Genomic DNA, 14,259 nt, shown 5'->3' with positions numbered 1-14,259 from the left:
GACTTTTTACAGATAGATCTAATCTAAAGGTGGGTCACTTTGGCCCGGCGGGGGTGGGTCACTTTCGTCCGGCCAGCTATGGTCACTTTAACCCGGCGAGGGTGGTATACTATGTCCGGCGTTTCCACCCAATATAAGGGATTACTATATTTCAACGTTTTATTGTACTCCCTGTGTCTTTTGTTGAGGTAAATGGTTGGATCATAAATAACCATTTGGCTTATTTGATCCAAGTGTTTGCGGATAAAGAATTTATGGTTGTTTATAGCTATTAGATCTTTTAGTGTTTTGATTCCCTTATTATAATAGCTCCTGTTTCTACGATATACTATTTCTGACCTGAATACCTCATGATTGTCAACAAATAGAGCCTGTTCGGTTGTCTTACAATAAAATTTTGATTTAAAATCGCCATCTCTTGATCCAGCTATTTTGGAACTTCTAACATGGGATAATTGATTTGAATACATTGACCTGTTTATGCACATTGTATTGGATATTAAATCTTGATTTGATAAATAGATACCGTCAAAAATTTCTGGCGTGTTAATCAGGTTTACTCCATATTCAGGAGGTTGCAAGAACATCTTATCTAAATCAAGCTCAAATTGATTTTCCAACATTCTGACCGCTTCATTAAAATCCTCAAAGGTGAATTGATTGGCGTTATGCAAACCATTATTCCAGTACTTGTGAATGCTACCACTAACTTTAAGCTTGATTAATTCACCTTCAGTGTTGCGCACAAACTGAAATATTAAATTCTTATGTCTAAATTTTTCGATGATGTACGCTTTGCCTATTGAATTTACTCGTACAAGCTGTTCCAAAAGCAGTAATGACGGACTTTCATATATGCGTTTTAAGTTTTGCTGATCTCTGGTCTCAAAAGGCATATTGTCAAACATTATTAGACAATTTTGACTGTACCTCTTTCTTAAATATGATAAGCTGCAGTGACTCACCATTATCAGCCATCCTAATTTCTACAGGGATACTCCATTTTTTAAATTTGCGTTTGCTTAAGTAGGAATAAGTAAGTGGCCTTTTAGAGAGTTCGTGGTTAATGCAATTTGTCCAATTTGGACTATCAAAAAATTGAACCGCAATTTCCCTTGAATCTTTATGGGGTTTCTTTATTCTAAGTTTTATTGGAGCCAGAAGTTTGCCATATTCAAGTTGAGCAAAATGATATTCTTTGACTACTTTGTCAGAGTTGGCCAAGATGTATTTCTGCGAGGCCAGAATGTTGGCCTTGTTCATAGCTATTATTGTTTTGCTTGAACAAGGCTAGCTTCCACTTCAGTGCGTTTAAAGTAAACCCTACGGCCTTTATAATAGGCTTGTAGTTTGCCTTGCTTGCGCCATTCGTGTAACGTTGACAGTGAGATGTTGAAAAAAGCGCATACTTCCTTCGGTGTCATTACGGTGGTGCTGGAATTTTCAGTTTGTTGTTTGGAAAGAGCACTTCGGACGGCTTCCGTTATGCTTTCATTAATGAACTGTTTTAGCTCAGTTTTTGGGATTTCAAATCTAACTTGCATTTTACTAGGTATTAGAGTTTATTGGCTCAAGCAGTCTATCTGCTGAGCAATAACCCTCTTACTTACCATAAAGTTTATTTGATTTTCCCGTTCAAATAATAGGATGTAGAAATCCTAAGAGTTTTAATCTGCTGTATATAACAACACAACGAATATATACCTATTTTTGAATATGACCGTTTATGATTAGATTCAGTTGTTAACATAAGATGCTGTTTATAAACAAGTTGTTTCTAATTGGAAATCGGGAAAGGTCTTATATGGTGTGGTGTCTAAGTTTTGATCGTTTTAGTGTTTTTTGTTAATAAGTAATAATTTGGGTATGCCAACGCAGCAGGATATAGCATTGATTTTAATTAAGGGTTTTCGACCTTACGTTAAAGATGCTAGTTTAAAAAAGTATGATGATGAGTTTGCAAAACGGAAGCGGTACGCGTCGAAGTTCATTCTCGAGGTCTTCCCAAAGTACATTGATTATGATTATTGGATAAGTCGCCCAAAGGAAAAGCGTGACACCTATCTTTTCAATTATTATTTTGTTGAGGTCCCAACTACAGGTCTTATATATACGCCATTGTTGAAAAGGTATGTGAACAACACCCACCCTAGATTACCCAAGGTTAAATCCTAATAAATAGTCATTTTGGCGATTTTCCAGTTTTTCACTTGTCTTCGGGATTTGTATATATCTATATTTGAAAAGGATGGTGTTCTTTTCGGCATCTGGTCGCTCTGTTAACAACCGAGAACGTTTTTAGGCGTAAGGTCAGGGGAGGAAAGTTCGCCATCTTTTCCTTTTTACGTTTGTAGATAGGGTAACGCGGATGAGAAAATAAAAGCAACAATTGATGATAAATCCAAGTGTTGGGAATTATAACTGAGAAGTGGTAAATTTTAGCAAAGAAAGTGGGTGGTGCCTATTTTGAATCACAATGCTTTGAAACTATATGTGGGACGTTAACAAGGATACTAGTCTTCACCCTGAGGAATCCATCATAGAGATTTACATGACCTATAAGTAAGTCATACTTTACAGGTAGAGTTTGTGCAGATATTTTTAAGTGTCCTTTGACCAAGGTTGGTGTTGTTGCTCTATTTGATGAAGCGACAGGTTATCAGTAAAATAGAGAAAAGATAAACTTCAAAAAACACTTGGAACTCTGTAGGTGGAAAATAAAAAAGGAGGCATTAGCCTCCTTTTCTTTTGAGATTATACAATCGTCGAATATTGTAAATGACATTCGACACCTTTTTTTAATATTCTGTATCAGAATAAGTTTTCATAAGGATTGTTTTATGGTGTTTAATTTTAAAATTCAAATTTTGTGCCAAATTATACAATTTTAAAAGTATTGCCAAAATCAAATTTGCCTAATTCAAAGCAATCTTCATTCATATATTTCATCCTATATGTACTGCTTAAATTAGAAAATGCATGTTTCAGTGTTACTCTAAACTCTATATAATCTACGTTATTAGTTATTCGTTTCTCAATAGTTTCATCAAGCGTTCTTACGGTTATGCAATGAGGAGCGTAGGTGGTTTTTTCTATTACTGGTCTCCATCTTGGCATGTGAATCCATCTTTTTCTCGTTAATTCAATCGGCGTATGAACAACATGCTTGGCATCTCCGTTACCTTTTGCATTCGTGTTTTCACACAAATATGCTTCAATGTTTACATCAAAAGCAGAAAAAAATGATCTGTTTACAAATTTAAAGGTAAAGTAATCTTTGTTATCATCATTTTTTCTTTTAGATACAACTTTTGAAATTTTAACTCTTGGTCGTAAAAAGACGAAGAAAATTGCAGCCAAGGATAATCCTCCTATAAAACTTGTAAAGAAACTATATGTAAAAGAACTTGAATTAAATGAGTCTGGAGGTTCAATATAGGCCTCAAACCACCATACTAATATAACTAAAACGACAAAACCGATAAAATAATATACGGTGATTGGCAAAAATTTATAGTTCATTGGCTGTTTAAATTGGCGGGGGAGATGTTGCAATATAATATTTTTCTTAAATATTTAACAAAAAATACTTGTAATCAACGAGTAGCTTTTTCGTAATCAGTCTCTTTTTTGGACCCTTAGTCTAGGTTTGAGGCAGCTTATATTGTTTTCAAATGAGTAGAATGCTAGACCCTATAATGTAAAAGTCTAGCTAGTTCCCAGCTCATTGCCAAATTGATTTCTTTTGTAAAGAGCAGTGTATTTTCTGCATGAGTGATGGTGCAAATTAAAGTTTCAATCACTTCCTTATTTTACCTTGTATTTCATGTAGAAATAGTTAGCGCTAATTTCGGGATTCGGTGTAAAATTTAGGATTGTTGGTAAATCGTTGGCAAGATAAAAACAAAAAACCCTGAAAATCAATAGACTAACAGGGTTTAAAGTACTCGAGGCGGGACTTGAACCCGCACGGGCATAATGCCCACAGGATTTTAAGTCCGGCGTGTCTACCAATTCCACCACTCGAGCAGGACTTGTATGTAAAAAAAAACTCCACCCGTGGTGACTGAGCGGAGTCGAAGTCGAGCGAAAAACGGGATTCGAACCCGCGACCTCCACCTTGGCAAGGTGATGCTCTACCAACTGAGCTATTTTCGCATTTTAAATGAACTCTGCACTTTTCCCAAGCGCGGATGCAAATTTATAATATTTCTATTAAAATAAAAGAATTTTTTTAGGAAGATGCCTTTTTCTTTTTGCCCAACAATCGCTTGATCTCGTTTAATTTCATCAATGCCTCCACAGGAGTCAGTGTATCAATGTCCAAGTGTAGGATTTCCTCCTTGATTTCCTCGAGCAAAGGATCGTCCAAATTGAAAAAACTCAACTGCATTTCATTTTGGGAAGCTTGTAGCTTGTCGCTTACCTCTTCACTGGAGTGTGATTTTTCAAGTTTTACGAGGATTTTGTTTGCTTTTTGAATTACCTGTTGGGGCATCCCCGCCATTTTCGCCACATGGATTCCAAAACTGTGTTCACTACCGCCAGGCACCAATTTACGAAGGAAAAGTACATTGTCCTCCAACTCCTTTACCGAAACATTATAGTTCTTGATGCGGGAAAACGTATTGGTCATGTCATTGAGTTCGTGATAGTGCGTAGCGAACAAGGTCTTTGCCTTGGCTGGGTGTTCATGCAGGTATTCCGAAATCGCCCAAGCAATCGAAATCCCGTCATAAGTGCTGGTCCCACGGCCAATTTCATCCAACAGTACCAAACTGCGTTCCGAAAGATTGTTCAAAATAGAGGCGGTCTCGTTCATTTCCACCATAAAGGTCGATTCGCCCATGGAAATATTATCGCTGGCCCCGACCCTTGTGAAGATTTTGTCCACAACACCCAAATTGGCCTCTGTGGCAGGGACAAAACTACCCATCTGCGCCAATAGAACTATAAGTGCAGTTTGTCGTAACAAGGCCGACTTACCACTCATATTGGGTCCCGTAATCATAATGATTTGCTGCTCTTCGCGATTGAGTAGTACATCATTGGTCACATAAGCATCGCCAATGGGCAACTGCTTTTCAATAACAGGGTGCCTACCTTCCCTGATATCAATGTCAGTGGTATCGTTTACTGAAGGTTCCACATAATTGTTCTCTTTGGCCAATTGCGCAAATCCGCAAAGGCAATCCAATTGGGCAATCAGGTGTGCATTGAGCTGTACAGGAGCGATGTATTCCTGCATCCATACAAGCAACTGCTCAAAAAGCTGTTGCTCCAATTGGTAAATCCGTTCCTCGGCACCCAAGATCTTGGATTCGTACTCTTTTAATTCCTCTGTGATGTATCGCTCTGCATTGACCAAGGTCTGTTTGCGTACCCAGCTTTCGGGAACTTTGTCCTTATGGGTGTTTCGAACTTCAATGTAGTAGCCAAATACATTGTTCGAAGCAATTTTTAAGGAGGTAATACCCGTTTCCTTGGTTTCCCTTTCCAGCATTTTGTCCAGATAGTCTTTGCTGGAAAAAGCAAGGCCACGTAATTCGTCCAATTCTTCGGAATAGCCCTGAGCGATGGTGTTGCCTTTGGCAATGTTCACTGGAGCTTCTTCGTTGAGCACTTCTTTTATTTTGGAGCGGAGGGCATCACAATCGTTCAAGCGTTCCCCGATATGTTGTAGGGAATCGTTGGCACTGTTTTGGGCCAATTGTTTGATGGGGGCTACTGCTTCCAATGAATTTTTAAGTTGAACCACCTCCTTGGGATTGATTTTGCCCGTGGCCAATTTGGAGATCAACCGCTCCAAATCGCCCATTTGCTTGATGTACCCCTGAATCTTGTTCAGTTGTTCATCCTCATCTTTTAAATAGGAGACCACCTGATGCCTCTGTTGGATTTTCTCCACATTTTTCAAGGGAAGTGCCAGCCATCTTTTTAGCAATCGTCCGCCCATTGGGGAAATGGTCTTGTCGATAATGTCCAACAAGGTTACCGCATTCTGATGTGAGGAATGGTAGAGTTCCAGATTCCTGATGGTAAATCGGTCCATCCAAACGTATTCTTCTTCGGCAATACGCTGTATTCTATTGATGTGTTGTAGTCTACTGTGCTGTGTTTCGGATAGATAGTGCAGCACCGCACCCGATGCAATGATGCCGTGGTTGAGATGGTCTATACCAAATCCTTTCAGGGTTTTTGTTCCAAAATGATTGTTCAAACTCTCTTGGGCATAATCTTCTTGAAAAATCCAATCTTCCAAAAAGAAACTATGGAACTGGTTGCCGAAGCATTCCACAAAATCTTTTTTATGGTTTTTCGATACCAAGACCTCGTTGGGTGAAAAATTCTGGAGCAGTTTGTCCACTTGTTCCACCGATCCTTCCGAAGTCAAGTATTCCCCAGTGGAAACATCCAAAAAGGAAACCCCTAATTTGTTCCTTCCAATATGTACCGCGCACAAAAAGTTGTTGCTCTTGGCGGAAAGGATGTCATCGTTCAGGGCGACTCCTGGTGTGACCAACTCCGTTACACCTCGTTTTACAATACTTTTTGTTTGTTTAGGGTCTTCCAACTGGTCGCAAATGGCCACACGCTGCCCAGCTTTTACCAATTTGGGCAAATAGGTGTTCAGGGAATGGTGTGGAAACCCTGCCAATTCGGTCTTGTCGCCTCCATTGTTCCTGTGGGTAAGGATAATGCCCAATATCTTGGCGGCCTTTACCGCATCTTCCCCGAAGGTTTCATAAAAGTCCCCTACACGGAACAGCAGCAAAGCATCAGGGTGTTTTACCTTAATGGCATTGTACTGTTGCATCAACGGGGTTACTTTCTTATTCTTTTTCTTGGCTGCCAAAGCGATTTATTATCTGTTGGAAAAACATTTTAATCACCAAATAAGATTGCACAAACTTTGAATTAATACTTTGTCATTCCGCACAGTTGCTAAGCGTAGTCGAAGCACGATGCGGAATCTAGTGGTTTGATGGATTCCTGTTTTCACAGGAATGACAATCCTAAAGGCGAATTATTCTCTTATTTTTGCCCAAAACTGGGATGAAAACGAATATATTGTTTTCATCAGCCATCAGAAATTTTTGTTGATATTTTTACCCCAATGTTTAAAAAATGAGTCGAAAACTGGAAAATAGTGAGCTGGACCGATTGGATGTGACCGGTTTTAAGGAGGCCGAGAAATCGCCCATCATCATCATTTTGGACAATGTTCGCAGCTTGAACAACATTGGTTCCGTGTTCCGGACGGCGGATGCTTTTTTGATTCAGAAAATCTATCTCTGCGGCATCACGGCCACTCCTCCGCATAAGGATATCCGTAAAACGGCCTTGGGTGCCACCGAAAGTGTGGAGTGGGAATATCGTAAAGACACCTTGGAATTGGTTCAGGAATTAAAGCAGGGTGGTGTTAAGGTAGTTTCCGTAGAGCAAGCCGAAAATGCCATTATGCTGAATGATTATCAAGTGTGGTCAGATGATACCGTAGCCTTGGTTTTTGGAAACGAGGTAAAAGGGGTTTCGCAGGAAGTCGTATCTGCTAGCGATACAGTTTTGGAGATTCCCCAGTTCGGTACCAAGCACTCCTTGAACATTTCGGTAAGTATGGGGGTAGTGGTATGGGATATTTGGTCCAAACAAAATGCCCAAAAAATAAATAGGCCCTGAAAAACAGGGCCATATGTAAAAGTCTGAGTTAGTTAGTTTCTCATATTGAGGCTGCTAATAAAATAAAACCATTCGTTATATCCAAACATTTTCCAAAAATTCTCTTAAATGTTTGATAAAAGTATGTGGTCTTCCAGTTTTACCAAAATGAATTCATAATCCTTGGGATTCTGTACAAAATCGAGTTCTCCCACATCCAAAATTATACTGTTTTGACTGGGATTGCTCTTGATGAAATCCAAGTACCCACGATTGATTTTTTCCAAATACCCAGGGTCGATGTTCTGCTCATAATCACGCCCTCTTTTTTTGATGTTTTCCAGTAGCCGTTCGGTATTTTGATAGAGATAGAGGTAAATCTCGGGTTTTCGTACCTCTTTGTACATAAAATTAAAGACCTTTCGGTATAGATTGTACTCCTCTTTCTGCAAGGTGACTTTCGCAAAAATCAACGATTTGAAGATGTCGTAATCACTTACCATGAAGTTCTTGAAAAGATCAAACTGTGAGGTGTCGTCCATGAACTGTTGGTACCTATCCGCTAAAAAGGACATTTCCAAAGGAAATGCATAACGTGCTTGATCCTCATAAAACTTGGGAAGAAAGGGGTTGTCCGCAAAACGTTCCAGCACCAATTTGGCATTGAAGTCGTTGGAAATCATTTTGGACAGCGTTGTTTTCCCAGCTCCAATATTTCCCTCAATGGCAATGAGCTGTAATTGGGAAAAGAGCCCTGACCTATCCTTGAAAAGTTTGTGCTTGGTCTTGGTCAGCTTGCTTTTGTCCCTGCATTCCTGCAGCAGATTACGGGTATCCTTGTACAGCACGGGATGATAGAACTGGGGTGCAATATCGCTCAGTGGTTTCAGAACAAAATTGCGATGCTGCATTTGCGGGTGTGGAACCACTAAATCATTATTCTGGATAGCTTCCGACCCATAATAAACGATGTCAATGTCCAAGGTCCTGGAACTATGTCCCGATGCCAAACGAACCCTGCCGAAATCCTGCTCGATTTGTAGCAGGGTATCCAACAATTCCTTCGGTTCAAGAGGTGTGAGCAGCGATAGGGCGATATTGTAGAAATCACTCCCTTCAAAACCAACTGCTGGGTTTTCATATACAGAGGAAATATCCAGTATTTTTCCTGCCTTTTGCTGAATGCGGAAAATGGCTTTTTGGAGGTTCGCAAGGCGATTTCCCAAATTGCTGCCCAGTGAAAGATATACCTTTTGTTTTTTGACCATAATCGAATAAACAAAGTAAACAAAACAATACTACAATGGTTATATTTGGAACGTAATAAATTTTATTGAATGAAGTTTTTAAGAAACCTATTGGCCTCGATTTTGGGGAGCTTGGTAGCATTTATGATCGTTGTTGGCATGTTCTTCATTTTTATGGCCCTCGTGGGAAGTGTGGATGATGGTGTCGTCGTAAAGAAGAACTCTATACTGGAAATCAGTTTTACAGCCCCGATTTTGGATTATACAGGGAAAGATGAAGCGGACCCATTTGCTGCATTTGGAAGTGAGGAATTCGGTTTGGATGAGGTTCTACATGCTATCAAAGTGGCCAAAAATGATGACAATATCGAGGGAATCAGTATTGCCACAGGTTATTTGTTGGCCGGAGTGGCCCAAACCCGAGAGATACGAGAAGCATTGATCGATTTTAAATCGGGCGGGAAATTTGTAATGGCTCATGCCGATGTGTATGCGCAACGTGATTATTATTTGGCAAGTGCCGCAGATGAGATTTACATTAATCCTGTTGGGGTCCTGGATTTTAAGGGCTTGGCCACTGAAGTGCTCTTTTATAAAGGGCTGCAGGAAAAGTCTGGAATTAAAATGGAAGTCATTCGCCATGGAAAATACAAAAGTGCGGTAGAGCCATTTCTGTCAGATACCATGAGCGATGAAAACCGTACCCAGATCAAGGAGTTGATCACCTCTATTTGGAGTGTCATCGTGGATGATATTTCAGAATCCAGGAACATTACCCCACAAAATTTGAATATCATCGCCGATACCCTAGGTGGAAGAACCCCAGAGTATGCGGTAGCCTCAGGGCTTTTGGATGGAGCTTTGCACTATGACGAATATGAAGCCATGCTCAAGGAAAAAATAGGGGTTGCCGAAGATGGGGAGCTGGAGTATGTCGGACTTAGGGATTATGTGCAGAAAGCGAATAAAAAGAAGATAAGAACAGGCTCTGATAAAATTGCCGTAATCTATGCCCAAGGAGAAATTCTAGGTGGAGAAGGAGGGAAGGATTACATTGGGCAAGGCCTTATTGTGGATGCTCTGCACAAAGCTGTTGACAATGAAAGCGTGAAGGCCATTGTGCTACGGGTGGATTCCCCAGGGGGAAGTGCCCTGGTTTCCGATATTATTTGGAGGGAAATGCAATTGGCCAAACAAGAAAAGCCTTTGGTCGTTTCCTTTGGAAACGTTGCCGCATCGGGAGGTTATTATATTGGGGTGGCGAGTGATAGGATTTTTGCGGAACCTACTACGATTACAGGTTCCATTGGTGTTTTTGGGACCATTCCGAATGTGCACCAACTGGCCGAGAATATGGGGGTTAATGCAGAACAGGTAGGGACGAATAAAAACTCCGTGGATTATTCGTTTTTTGAACCTATGACAGATACTTTCCGCAGCGTAATGCAAGAAAGTATAGAGGAAACCTACGAAACCTTTTTGAATCGTGTGTCCCAAGGTAGGAATATGCCTGTGGAGCGTGTGAACGAAATAGCCCAAGGCAGGGTGTGGAGTGGGGTGGATGCCCAAGCACTCGGTCTGGTGGACGAACTGGGCAATCTGGATGATGCCATTACTGCCGCAGCAGAAATGGCGGGGCTCGCGGATTATGGAGTGCGCAAATACCCTAAATACAAATCGGATTTTGAACGGTTCATGGAGGACTTCGGGTCGGTAAGAACCAAAATAGGAGAATCCATCATTCAAGAGGAGATTGGAACGGAAGCTTACGATATCCTGAAAGAATTCAAACAATTTACCAAACAAGAAGGGATTCAGGCCAAGATGCCTTTCAGTTTGAACATAAAATAGAACGATTACAATGGTTCCTATGGGAACTTTCAATAACATATGACGCAAAAGGACAAGAAGTTAGCATTTTCAATATATCTGTATCTCGGGGCATTGTTCATTACCTCTTTGGTGGTGTCCAATCTTATCTTCCAAAAATTTTTCTCTTGGAACCCTTTTGGGGATGTTACCGTTTTTGGAGCGCCACTTTTTGAACTTTCGGTGGGTATTTTGCCCTATCCCATCACTTTTTTGATCACGGATTTTATATCTGAGGTTTTTGGACAGAAAAAGGCCAATCAAGTAGTTACAGCGGGTATTTTTGCCTCGTTTTTCTCCATGGGTATTATTTTGCTGGCCAATTATTCCTCCGCTATTCCTACTTCTCCTGTTGACGATGCTACCTTTACAACGGTGTTCGGATTGTCGCCCCTCGGGGTTTTGGCCTCTATGTTGGCTTATTTGGCCGCGCAGTATATCGATATTACCATTTATCATTTTTGGAAACGTATTACCAAGGGAAGGATGCTGTGGCTCAGGAACAATTTTTCCACCTTTTCATCCCAGTTTATAGACACCTTTACCGTGGTGGGGCTACTGTGCATTTTTGGGGTGCTTCCATGGGATAAATTCTACGGGTTGTTGATTAGTGGTGTTATTTTTAAGATAATGATCGCCCTGCTCGACACCCCTTTGCTCTATTTCTTCGTATATCTAATGCGGAAAAGATTTAACTTAAAAATAGGGGAAGAAATTTCTTTGGATTGACGCTTCTCCTTTAATTTGTTGTAAAACATACAAGTATGAAGAAAAAAGTCCTGAAGATTACCGGTATAACCTTACTTATCCTACTCGCTATCATTATTGCCGTCCCATTGTTTCTTCAAGGTAAAATTGAAGAGATCATCAAGGCCAAAGTCAACAATAGTATCAATGCCACTTTGGATTTTGAAGAAGCAGATCTTAGCCTTCTTAGAAGTTTTCCAAATGCCAATGTGGAATTGACCAAGCTTTCATTGGTGAACAAGGCCCCTTTTGAAGGAGATACCCTATTTGCCTCCTCGGAAATAGAACTGGCCATGTCCATCAAGGAATTGTTCAAATCCGCGGATGAGCCCATTGTTATCAAAACCTTGAACATTGATGGTGCCAAGTTGCACATAAAAGCTGATGCCGAAGGCAATGCCAACTATGATATCGCCAAAGAGAATGAATCTTCGGCCACTGCTGCACCCGAAGAATCCAGTAGCAATTTTACATTGAACATGGATTCCTACGCTATAACTAATTCCGAGATCATTTACGAGGATTTGGGCAGTGGGATGTTGCTGGACATATCCGAGATGAATCATTCGGGGACGGGAGACCTTTCCTTGGAAAAATCGGAACTGAAAACCCTTACCGATGCCTTGGTGTCCTTTGAAATGGACAGTACCAGATACTTGAACAAGAACAAAATCAATTTGGATGCACTGATCGGTATTGATTTAACAGAGAACAAATATTCCTTTTTGGAAAACAAGGCCATGATCAACCAATTGCCTTTGGTGTTCGATGGTTTTGTGAAGGTAAACGAGGACAATCAGGAAGTGGACATCACGTTCAAAACACCATCCTCCGACTTTAAAAACTTTTTGGCCGTGATTCCCGAAGCCTATGCAGCCAACATCGAGAATGTGGAAACAACCGGAAATTTTGAAGTGAACGGTGAGTTCAAGGGAGTGGTCGATGACGAACATATTCCGGCTTTTAAAATAGCCATCAATTCGGAAAACGCATCCTTCAAATATCCAGATTTGCCCAAATCGGTGCGTAATGTGTATATCGATACCGAAATCAATAACGAGACGGGAATTACGGAGGACACCTACGTGAACATCAACAGGCTCTCTTTTCTTATTGATGAGGATAAATTCAACTTGAATGCCAAAATCAGGGAGTTGTTGGGCAACACCAAGATAAATGCACATATGGATGGACGAATCAATTTGGCGAATATCTCACAGGCCTATCCTGTGCCGGATGACTATAATCTTAAAGGGATATTGAATGCGGATGTGACCACGGCTTTTGATATGGCTTCCTTGGAGAAAAAGCAATATCAGAATACCAAGACAAGTGGAAAGGCATCCGTTTCTGGTTTTGAATATGCTTCGGAAGAGTTGAAGAATCCAGTGGCCATCAATACAGCGGCCGTTACTTTCAACCCAAATACGGTAACCCTTGATTCCTTCCAAGGTAAAACGGGAAGTACGGACTTCGATGCGAAGGGCACTTTGACCAATTTGTTGGGCTTTATGTTCAATGATGAAAATATCGAGGGTAATTTTACACTCAATTCCAACCAATTTGCCTTGAACGATTTTATGGTCGAGGAAACCGAGGAGATTGACACGGAAGAAGCAGTGGGGGAAACCACTTCCACTACGTCAGGGGAGGAGCGCATCAAGATACCATCGTTCTTGGATTGTACCATTGATGCTGCTGCGAATACGGTGGTTTACGATGATCTTAATCTGAAAAATGTAAAGGGAACTTTGGTTATCAAAGATGAGACGGCCACGGTCAAAAATCTTACTTCGGATTTGTTTGGAGGTACATTGGGCATGTCCGGTTCGGTATCCACCAAGGAAGAGGCCGCTACTTTTGACATTGACCTTGGAATGAACAATTTTAATATTGGGGAATCCTTTGCCGGTTTGGATTTGCTTAAAACACTGACGCCTTTGGCCAGCGCACTCGAAGGAAAATTGAATTCGGACATTAAGATCACAGGTAACCTAAAAGATGATTTTACCCCAAACTTGGCAACCATATCAGGGAATTTACTGGCTGAACTCCTGTCGCCAAAATTAGATGCCCAAAAAGCACCTTTGGTGTCTTCATTGGACAGTAAATTGAATTTTTTGAACACCAAGGAAATCAATTTGGACGGACTTAAAACCGCATTGAGTTTTGATAACGGTTCCGTTAAAGTGAAGCCGTTTACCTTGAAGTATAAGGATATCAATATCAATGTGGATGGTAGTCACTCTTTTGATAAGCAAATGCAGTACAAAGCTACCTTGGATGTGCCTGCCAAGTATTTGGGTGCTGAGGTAAACAAATTGATTGCCCAATTGAACGATGATAGTGTAGGGGAGGTCACTGTTCCGGTAACGGCCAACATCGGTGGCAATTTCACGAATCCTTCAGTAAGTACCGACCTGACATCGAGTGTGAAGACTTTGACTTCCAAGTTGGTGGAAATGCAAAAGAACAAATTGGTAAACCAAGGCAAGGACAAGGCAAAGGATCTTTTGTCGGATGTATTTAAAAAAGATGAATCCGATACCACCACTGCTCAATCCAATGATGTAAAAGAAACCATTGGGACTTTACTTGGTGGAAAAAAAGGAGATAATAAAACCGATACCACCAAAACCGAAAAGCAGGATGAGGTGAAAAATGCGGCCAAATCCATTTTGGGCGGATTGCTCGGTAAAAAGAAAAAGGATAGTGTGAATTAATGCGAAGGGCGATT

11 protein-coding genes and 2 tRNA genes are annotated in these 14,259 nt (G+C 40.7%); 5 read left to right on the top strand and 8 right to left on the bottom strand.

Annotation, left to right across the window (positions count from 1 at the left end):
* Positions 1-23 precede the first annotated feature (23 nt).
* The 3 genes from PY092_RS06315 to PY092_RS06305 are packed head-to-tail and all read right to left on the bottom strand — an operon-like array spanning position 24 to position 1,544.
* Positions 24-908: a hypothetical protein gene (locus PY092_RS06315; protein WP_275614995.1), complete on the bottom strand. Its 885-nt coding sequence runs from the start codon at positions 906-908 to the stop codon at positions 24-26.
* Positions 901-1,263: a hypothetical protein gene (locus PY092_RS06310; protein WP_275614994.1), complete on the bottom strand. Its 363-nt coding sequence runs from the start codon at positions 1,261-1,263 to the stop codon at positions 901-903. The genes PY092_RS06315 and PY092_RS06310 overlap by 8 nt, the downstream gene beginning before the upstream one ends.
* Before the next feature lie 5 nt (positions 1,264-1,268).
* Positions 1,269-1,544: a helix-turn-helix domain-containing protein gene (locus PY092_RS06305; RefSeq protein WP_275614993.1), complete on the bottom strand. Its 276-nt coding sequence runs from the start codon at positions 1,542-1,544 to the stop codon at positions 1,269-1,271.
* 322 nt (positions 1,545-1,866) lie between these two features.
* Here PY092_RS06305 and PY092_RS06300 point away from each other — a divergent pair, with 322 nt between their 5' ends.
* On the top strand, positions 1,867-2,175 hold the full coding sequence (locus PY092_RS06300; protein WP_275614992.1) for a hypothetical protein: 309 nt from the start codon (positions 1,867-1,869) through the stop codon (positions 2,173-2,175).
* Positions 2,176-2,877: 702 nt separating this feature from the next.
* Here PY092_RS06300 and PY092_RS06295 read toward each other — a convergent pair.
* The 4 genes from PY092_RS06295 to mutS all read right to left on the bottom strand — a co-directional run bounded on the left by PY092_RS06295 (position 2,878) and on the right by mutS (position 6,817).
* Positions 2,878-3,522, bottom strand: coding sequence for a hypothetical protein (locus PY092_RS06295; protein ID WP_275614991.1), 645 nt, complete (start codon positions 3,520-3,522; stop codon positions 2,878-2,880).
* Between the two features lie 422 nt (positions 3,523-3,944).
* Positions 3,945-4,029 (bottom strand) — tRNA-Leu (locus PY092_RS06290).
* A gap of 56 nt (positions 4,030-4,085) precedes the next feature.
* Positions 4,086-4,158: transfer RNA gene (locus PY092_RS06285), tRNA-Gly, on the bottom strand.
* A gap of 76 nt (positions 4,159-4,234) precedes the next feature.
* Positions 4,235-6,817: a DNA mismatch repair protein MutS gene (mutS, locus tag PY092_RS06280; RefSeq protein WP_275615006.1), complete on the bottom strand. Its 2,583-nt coding sequence runs from the start codon at positions 6,815-6,817 to the stop codon at positions 4,235-4,237.
* Between the two features lie 311 nt (positions 6,818-7,128).
* On the opposite strand from mutS, the gene PY092_RS06275 reads away from it, so the two are divergent.
* A complete protein-coding gene (locus tag PY092_RS06275) occupies positions 7,129-7,680 on the top strand; it encodes an RNA methyltransferase (RefSeq protein ID WP_275614990.1) in 552 nt (183 codons plus the stop codon).
* 104 nt (positions 7,681-7,784) lie between these two features.
* Here the strand turns inward: PY092_RS06275 and folK are convergent, their stop codons facing one another.
* Positions 7,785-8,927 (bottom strand): 2-amino-4-hydroxy-6-hydroxymethyldihydropteridine diphosphokinase, encoded by a 1,143-nt coding sequence (gene folK / locus PY092_RS06270; protein WP_275614989.1) that lies wholly within the window; start codon positions 8,925-8,927, stop codon positions 7,785-7,787.
* Positions 8,928-8,996: 69 nt separating this feature from the next.
* Here folK and sppA point away from each other — a divergent pair, with 69 nt between their 5' ends.
* From sppA to PY092_RS06255, 3 genes are read left to right on the top strand one after another with little or no spacing between them, the layout of a single operon-like run.
* Complete coding sequence (gene sppA, locus PY092_RS06265) at positions 8,997-10,757, top strand: signal peptide peptidase SppA (protein ID WP_275614988.1); 1,761 nt, start codon at positions 8,997-8,999, stop codon at positions 10,755-10,757.
* A 39-nt stretch (positions 10,758-10,796) separates the two neighbouring features.
* Positions 10,797-11,504, top strand: a complete 708-nt coding sequence (locus PY092_RS06260) for a queuosine precursor transporter (RefSeq protein WP_275614987.1) — start codon at positions 10,797-10,799, stop codon at positions 11,502-11,504.
* Positions 11,505-11,539: 35 nt separating this feature from the next.
* Entirely contained in the window at positions 11,540-14,245 is a 2,706-nt protein-coding gene (locus PY092_RS06255) for an AsmA family protein (RefSeq protein WP_275614986.1), read from the top strand.
* The last annotated feature ends 14 nt before the right edge of the window (positions 14,246-14,259 follow it).

The sequence above is a fragment of the Flagellimonas yonaguniensis genome (assembly GCF_029193885.1).
In the GTDB taxonomy this organism is placed as follows: domain Bacteria; phylum Bacteroidota; class Bacteroidia; order Flavobacteriales; family Flavobacteriaceae; genus Flagellimonas; species Flagellimonas yonaguniensis.
This window is presented reverse-complemented; position numbering and strand designations above follow the sequence as displayed.

Excerpts from the sequence above, each read along its gene's own strand:
- PY092_RS06255 (WP_275614986.1), top strand. The coding sequence starts at position 11,540 with ATGAAGAAAAAAGTCCTGAAGATTACCGGTATAACCTTACTTATCCTA.
- PY092_RS06295 (WP_275614991.1), bottom strand. The coding sequence starts at position 3,522 with ATGAACTATAAATTTTTGCCAATCACCGTATATTATTTTATCGGTTTT.
- PY092_RS06315 (WP_275614995.1), bottom strand. The coding sequence starts at position 908 with ATGTTTGACAATATGCCTTTTGAGACCAGAGATCAGCAAAACTTAAAA.
- sppA (WP_275614988.1), top strand. The coding sequence starts at position 8,997 with ATGAAGTTTTTAAGAAACCTATTGGCCTCGATTTTGGGGAGCTTGGTA.
- PY092_RS06300 (WP_275614992.1), top strand. The coding sequence starts at position 1,867 with ATGCCAACGCAGCAGGATATAGCATTGATTTTAATTAAGGGTTTTCGA.
- folK (WP_275614989.1), bottom strand. The coding sequence starts at position 8,927 with ATGGTCAAAAAACAAAAGGTATATCTTTCACTGGGCAGCAATTTGGGA.
- PY092_RS06275 (WP_275614990.1), top strand. The coding sequence starts at position 7,129 with ATGAGTCGAAAACTGGAAAATAGTGAGCTGGACCGATTGGATGTGACC.
- PY092_RS06310 (WP_275614994.1), bottom strand. The coding sequence starts at position 1,263 with ATGAACAAGGCCAACATTCTGGCCTCGCAGAAATACATCTTGGCCAAC.
- PY092_RS06260 (WP_275614987.1), top strand. The coding sequence starts at position 10,797 with ATGACGCAAAAGGACAAGAAGTTAGCATTTTCAATATATCTGTATCTC.
- PY092_RS06305 (WP_275614993.1), bottom strand. The coding sequence starts at position 1,544 with ATGCAAGTTAGATTTGAAATCCCAAAAACTGAGCTAAAACAGTTCATT.
- mutS (WP_275615006.1), bottom strand. The coding sequence starts at position 6,817 with ATGCAACAGTACAATGCCATTAAGGTAAAACACCCTGATGCTTTGCTG.